General features: G+C 68.9%; 4 protein-coding genes. 2 read left to right on the top strand and 2 right to left on the bottom strand.

Annotation, left to right across the window (positions count from 1 at the left end; translation table 11 throughout):
* The first annotated feature begins 12 nt into the window (after positions 1 to 12).
* On the top strand, positions 13 to 540 hold the full coding sequence (locus RJ05_RS22905; RefSeq protein WP_249040507.1) for a GtrA family protein: 528 nt from the start codon (positions 13 to 15) through the stop codon (positions 538 to 540).
* A gap of 76 nt (positions 541 to 616) precedes the next feature.
* On the opposite strand, the gene RJ05_RS22910 is transcribed toward RJ05_RS22905, so the two are convergent.
* On the bottom strand, positions 617 to 1,246 hold the full coding sequence (locus RJ05_RS22910) for a TetR/AcrR family transcriptional regulator (RefSeq protein WP_036540503.1): 630 nt from the start codon (positions 1,244 to 1,246) through the stop codon (positions 617 to 619).
* A gap of 82 nt (positions 1,247 to 1,328) precedes the next feature.
* On the opposite strand from RJ05_RS22910, the gene RJ05_RS22915 reads away from it, so the two are divergent.
* Positions 1,329 to 2,363: an aldo/keto reductase gene (locus RJ05_RS22915; protein WP_036540504.1), complete on the top strand. Its 1,035-nt coding sequence runs from the start codon at positions 1,329 to 1,331 to the stop codon at positions 2,361 to 2,363.
* A 167-nt stretch (positions 2,364 to 2,530) separates the two neighbouring features.
* On the opposite strand, the gene RJ05_RS22920 is transcribed toward RJ05_RS22915, so the two are convergent.
* Positions 2,531 to 6,191 (bottom strand): bifunctional nitrate reductase/sulfite reductase flavoprotein subunit alpha (locus tag RJ05_RS22920; RefSeq protein ID WP_036540523.1); only part of this gene is annotated, 3,661 nt, incomplete at its 5' end.

Consider the following 6,191-nt stretch of genomic DNA (forward strand, 5'->3'; position numbering starts at 1 on the left):
ACCGTTCTTCTCGTGAACAGCACCGCCCTCGCCGCCAGTCCCCTCCGTGCCCCGATGACCCGCATCGATGGGAATGCCAGGGCCGCGTGGGGGCGCCTTGAATCCGCAGGTGCGCGCCGAGGGCGGCGGTACAACGTCCGTATCCGGCAAGCCCTGCTCGGTGCCCACCCCTGTGCCCAGCTGCTCCGCTTCGCTCTGGTCGGCGGCGCAAGCAACATCAGCTACCTGCTGCTGTTCCTGGCCTGCACCGGGCTGGGCTCAATGACCGCCAATGCCGCCGGGTCGATCGTGAGCACGATGATCGCGAACGAACTGCACCGCCGGATCACCTTCCGTGCGGCCGACCGGGTCAGTTGGCTCACGGCGCAGTGGCAGGGCGGCGGGTTGGCGCTGATCGGGCTGCTGACCAGCACCGCAGCGCTCGCTGTGATCGAGTTCGTGGCACCCGCCCTCGACGAACTCACCCGAGCGGGCCTGGTGCTCGCCGTCATGGCGGCGGTCGGCGGGCTTCGTTTTCTCGCCCTGCGCGGCTTGTTCTGAGTTCGCGGACCGGAGTCTTCGGGTCAGCCGATGGCGATCACTGCGACCGAGACGCGAAATGCCTTGTTTCCCAGCGCTATTGCGCAGACTCGGGATCGCGGACGAACCCGCCCCGCCGTGCTGTCTCGGCCGCCGATTCCGCGGCGCTATGAGCAGCGAAATCATCGATCGGATCGCCGCTGGCGAGCAGCCGGTAGTACAGCGGGCCCGCCACGGCGGTGAACACAGCGCGCGGATCGGTGCCGGGCGGTGCTTCGCCGCGCTCGATGGCATCGGTCACGCAAGGCGCCCATTCGGTGAGCCGGACGTCGTAGAAGCGGCGCAGCGCGGCGGCGGTGGTTTCGTCGCAGGTGGCGGCGGCGATGACGGCCTGGAACAGCCTGCCCTGGCGTGGGTCGGTGAGGGTCTTCGCGATCAGGCGGGCGTTGGCGGTCAGATCGCCGAGCAGGGAACCGGTGTCGGCGCGCGAGACGGACGTTTCGGCCATGTCCACCAGCAGGTCGGCGATGAGTCCGGTCGGGGTGCGCCAGCGCCGGTAGACGGTGGTCTTGCCGACTTCGGCGCGGGCCGCGACCTCCGCCAGATCGAGCCGCGCGAAACCGTGTTCGGCGAGCAGATCACCGGCAACCTCCAGGACGGCCGTGCGCACTCGGGCGGTGCGACCACCGGGCCGGACCGACCCCGGGACCAGCGGTTCTTCAGTCATAACGGGACTCCAGTTTCATTTATCGCCGAAGGGGTGTACGTTCTGAGTTGTTAACGGAACTATAGACCCTTTAGGAGTCATCATGGAGTACCGGCGGTTGGGTGCCCCGGGGCTGGTCGTTCCCGCACTGAGCTTCGGCGCGGGCACCTTCGGCGGGCGCGGCGAACTGTTCAGCGCGTGGGGCGACACCGACGTCGAGCAGGCACGCCGGATGGTCGATATCAGCCTGGAGGCGGGCGTCACCATGTTCGACACGGCCGACGTCTATTCCGACGGCGCCTCCGAGGAAGTCCTCGGCGCCGCTATCCGCGGCCGGCGCGATCAGCTGCTGCTGTCGACCAAGGCGAGCCTGCCCACCGGGCCCGGCCCCTTCGACGCCGGGTCGGGCCGCTCCCGGCTGATCGGGGCCGTCGAAGCCTCGCTGCGACGGCTCGGCGTCGACCACATCGACCTGTTCCAGCTGCACGCGTTCGATGCCCACACACCGATCGACGAGGTGCTGCGCGCGCTCGACGATCTGGTGCGCGCGGGCAAGATCCGCTACCTCGGCGCCTCGAACTTCGCCGGCTGGCAGCTGATGAAATCGCTGGCCGCCGCCGACCGCCACGGCCTGACCCGCTATGTCGCGCACCAGGTCTACTACTCGCTGGTCGGCCGCGACTACGAATGGGAGCTGATGCCGCTCGGTCGCGAGGAAGGCGTGGGCGCGGTGGTGTGGAGCCCGCTGGGCTGGGGCAGGCTGACCGGGAAGATCCGTCGCGGACAACCACTTCCGGCGGGCAGCCGGTTGCATCAGACCGCCGAAGCGGGCCCGCCGGTGAACGACGAACTGCTCTACGACGTGGTCGACGTGCTCGACGGAATCGCCGCCGAGACCGGCAAATCCGTCCCGCAGATCGCCTTGAACTGGTTGCTCACCCGGCCGACGGTGTCCACCGTCATCGTCGGCGCCCGCAACGAGGAGCAGCTGCGCCAGAACCTCGGCGCCATCGGCTGGCGGCTCACCCCCGACCAGATCGCCCGCCTCGACAAGGCGAGCGCCGTCACCCCGCCCTACCCCTACTACCCGTACTACCGCCTGCCCGACTTCACCCGCCTCAACCCACCCGCGGTGTGAATCGCCCGCGCCGTCGCCCGCAACCACCCGTGCCGTCGAGAGGCACACGGCGGAGGGTCCCATCGCGTGGTCCCCTCGCTCGGTGTGCCGCTCGGCGCGAGGTACGGCGGTGCGAGAAGGCTCGCCGGGTGTTTACCGCGGTAAACGCCGTGGACGCCGCCGGACGGTCAGTACACGTCGCGCATGTAGCGCTTCTCGGCGACCAGCTGCTTCTTGAACGCCAGGGCCCCGTCCTCGTCGAGCTTGCCGTGGATCCGGGCGAGCTTGAGCAGGGTGTCGTCGACGTCCTTGGCCATGCGGGCGGCGTCACCGCAGACGTAGAGGTGGGCGCCCTCGCGCAGCCAGGACCACAGTTCGGCGCCGTGCTCGATCATCCGGTGCTGCACGTAGATCCGTTCCCGCTGGTCGCGGGAGAAGGCGAGGTCGAGCCGGGACAGGTGCCCGGTGCGGAACATGTCCTCGAGTTCGGTGCGGTAGTAGAAGTTCTGCGCGGCGTGCTGGTCGCCGAAGAACAGCCAGTTGCGGCCGGTGGCGCCGAGGGCGCGGCGTTCGTGCAGGAAGCCGCGGAATGGTGCGATGCCGGTGCCGGGGCCGACCATGATCATCGGCACGCTCGGGTCCAGCGGCGGACGGAAATGCGGGGCGCGCTGCAGGAAGATCGGGATCTCGGCGGTGTCGGCGCGGTCGGCGAGGAAGGTCGAGCAGACCCCGCCGCGCCGGGCCGCCGAACCCGCGGCGGCCGGGTCGCCGTAACGGACGACGCCGACGGTCAGCTCCACCTGATCCGGGCTCACCAGCGGGCTCGACGAAATCGAATACTGGCGCGGCTGCAACTTTTTCAGCGCGCCGAGCCATTCGACCAGGTCCGCGCGTACCGGGAAATCGCGCAGCACGTCGACGGCTTGCCGGTCCCACAGATAGCGGGCCAGCTCATTGCGGTTGTCCCGGCGCAGCAGTTTGGCCAAACGCTGGTCCGGATTGCGGTCGGCGACGAATTCCAGCAGATCGTGCGAGATCTTGGTGATGTCGTAGCGGGTGCGCAGCGCCTCGGCCAGCGGCAGCTCGGTCGAATCCACCTCAACGGTGCGCTGCCCGTCCAGGCCGGTCGCGTCCAGCCATTCCTGGACCAGCGAGGAACAGTTCGTCGGCCAGACGCCGAGCGAATCGCCGACCTCATAGCTCACGTCCAGATCACGCAGATCGAATCCGAACCTGCGCACCTCTTTCGACGAATCGGCGCTGGACAGAACCTCGTTGCGAATCAGCGGTGCGCGCAAGGGCGCATTGCGGGTGAACGGCACCGGGGCACGACGCGCGGGCTGTGGAGCGGGCGCGGTGATGGTGCGCTCGAGTACGGCGGCGGCGGTCCCACCGGAAACACCGAGCCCGCCGGAAACACCGAGCCCGCCGGAACCACCGGACGCACCGGGACCCAGGACGCCCGCCGAATCGGCCGAGGCGGGACCGGAGCCCTCAGCACCGCCGCCGTTCCCGGTGAGTAGCGCGATGACGTCGTCCAGCCAGGCCTGGCCGGTGTCGACGAAGTCCGGTTCGCAATCGACGCGCGGAAGTAGCCGAGTGGCACCACCTTCGGCGAACCTCTGGTCCAGTTTGCGGCCGTGCCCGCAGAAGTCGTCGTAGGAGGAATCACCCAGTGCGAATACGGCGTAGCGCATGCCGGTGAACCGGACGGGACTGTCGTCGAGCCGCTGCCAGAAATCGCTGCCGTTGTCAGGCGGTCCGCCGTCGCCGAAGGTGCTGCTGATGACCAGCACGTCACCGGTGAGGGCGCCGATGTCGCAGGAGTCCATGTCGAGCAGCCGCGGGCTGAGCCCGGATTCGGTGAGGCGGTGCGCCGCCGTCGCGGCGAACTCTTCGGCATTACCGGTTTGCGACGCCCAGAGCACGGTCACCACGCGCTGTTCGGCGACCGCCTCGGAAACGGCTGTATCACCCGCGCCCCCACGGGAGTACATGCCTGCCAGCAACCCATCCACCCACAGTCTGCTCTGCGGCGACAGCGGCGCCGACGCGGGCAATACCGGCTGGCCGGTGACCGGCAACGAGTGCAGCGCGGCCAGATAGCCGCCGAGGTAGATCCGTTCGGTCTCGCTCAACGTCGGCGTGGCGGTCGCATCGAGTCCGAGCATCGCCGCCAGCGGATGGGTTCCGTTCCGCGGTTGCGCGATCGGCGGCTGCTGGACCGGGCGCGCCACCGGAGCGACGCGCCGCAACGCGACCGCACAGGCCTTGAACTCCGGTTGCAGCGAATCCGCGTCGACGGCGTCATTGGTGACGGCATTGATGGTCAGGTACTCCCCCTGTTCGTCGTTCCAGTGGAAGGGCGCGAAACAGTCGCCCGGGCGCACCCGGTCGCTGATCCGGGCGGGCAGCACCGCCCGGCCGCGGCGCGAGGTGACCTCGAGATGATCGCCGGGGGCGAGTTCGAGGGCGCGGGCATCGTCGGGGTGGATTTCCACGAACGGTTCGCCGTTGAGTTGGTTGAGCTTGTCGATGCGGCCGGTCTTGGTCATCGAATGCCACTGATGTTGCAGGCGGCCGGTATTGAGCAGGAACGGGTAGTCGTCGTCGGGCATCTCCTCGGGCAGCAGATGCGGGCGCGGCCAGAACACCGCGCGACGGCTGGGGGTGGGGAATGCCAATCGCGGACGGTGCCCGTCGGCGTCGACGAACTCGGTCTGGCTCACGCCGTCGTTTACGTAGCGGATCGGATTACGACGCTGCTCGGGGTCGGCGCACGGCCACTGCATCGGCCCTTCGCGCAACCGCTCATAACTCATCCCGCGCAGGTCATAGCCGGTCGCCGGGTTCGCGAACCGCCGTATCTCGGCGAAAACCTCCGCGCTGGAAGCGAAGTCGAAGCCGGGGAAACCCATGGCGGTGGCGACCTGCGCGATCAGCTGCCAATCCGGGCGCGCGTCACCCGCCGGCGCCACCGAGCTCTGCAACAGGGTGACGTTGCGTTCGGAATTCACCATCACCGCGTCGGCCTCGGCCCACAGTGTGGCGGGTAGCAGCAGATCGGCGTAAGCGTTGGTGGCGGTGTCGAGGTAGGCATCCTGCGCGATCACCAGTTCGGCTGCTTCCAGACCGGCGATGACGGTCTTCCGATTGGCCACCGTCGCCACCGGATTGGTGCAGATGATCCAGGCCGCCTTGATGGTGCCCGCGGACAGGCCGCGGAACATGTCGATGGTCCCGGGCCCGGCCTCGGCGCGAATGGTGCCGGGGTCGAGGCCCCACGCCGTCTCCACGTAGGCCCGGTCGGCGGGGTTCAGCACGCTGCGCTGGCCGGGCAGGCCGGGACCCATGTACCCCATTTCCCGGCCGCCCATGGCGTTGGGCTGACCGGTCAGCGAGAACGGCCCGCTGCCGGGACGGCAGATCGCGCCGGTGGCCAGATGCAGGTTGATCAGGGCGTTGGTGTTCCAGGTGCCGTGCGTGGATTGGTTGAGGCCCATCGTCCACAGGCTCATCCACTCGCCGGCCTCGCCGATCCAGCGGGCCGCAGTGCGCAGATCCTCGACGGGCAATCCGGTGATCTCGGCGACCCGGTCGGGGGTGTAATCGGCGAGGAATTCCGGCATCGCCGCCCAGCCCTCGGTGTGCTCGGCGATGAATTCGGCATCGATATCGCCTGCCTCGACCAGCAGATGCAGCAGTCCGTTGAGCAGGGCCAGGTCGGTGCCGGGGGCGATCTGCAAAAACAGGTCGGCGCGGGCGGCGGTATCGGTGCGCCGCGGATCCACCACGATCAGCTTCGCGCCCGCCTTCAACCGGTCGGCCATCCGCAGGAACAGGATGGGG

The sequence above is a fragment of the Nocardia cyriacigeorgica NBRC 100375 genome (assembly GCF_000308555.1).
GTDB classification, from domain to species: Bacteria; Actinomycetota; Actinomycetes; order Mycobacteriales; family Mycobacteriaceae; genus Nocardia; species Nocardia cyriacigeorgica.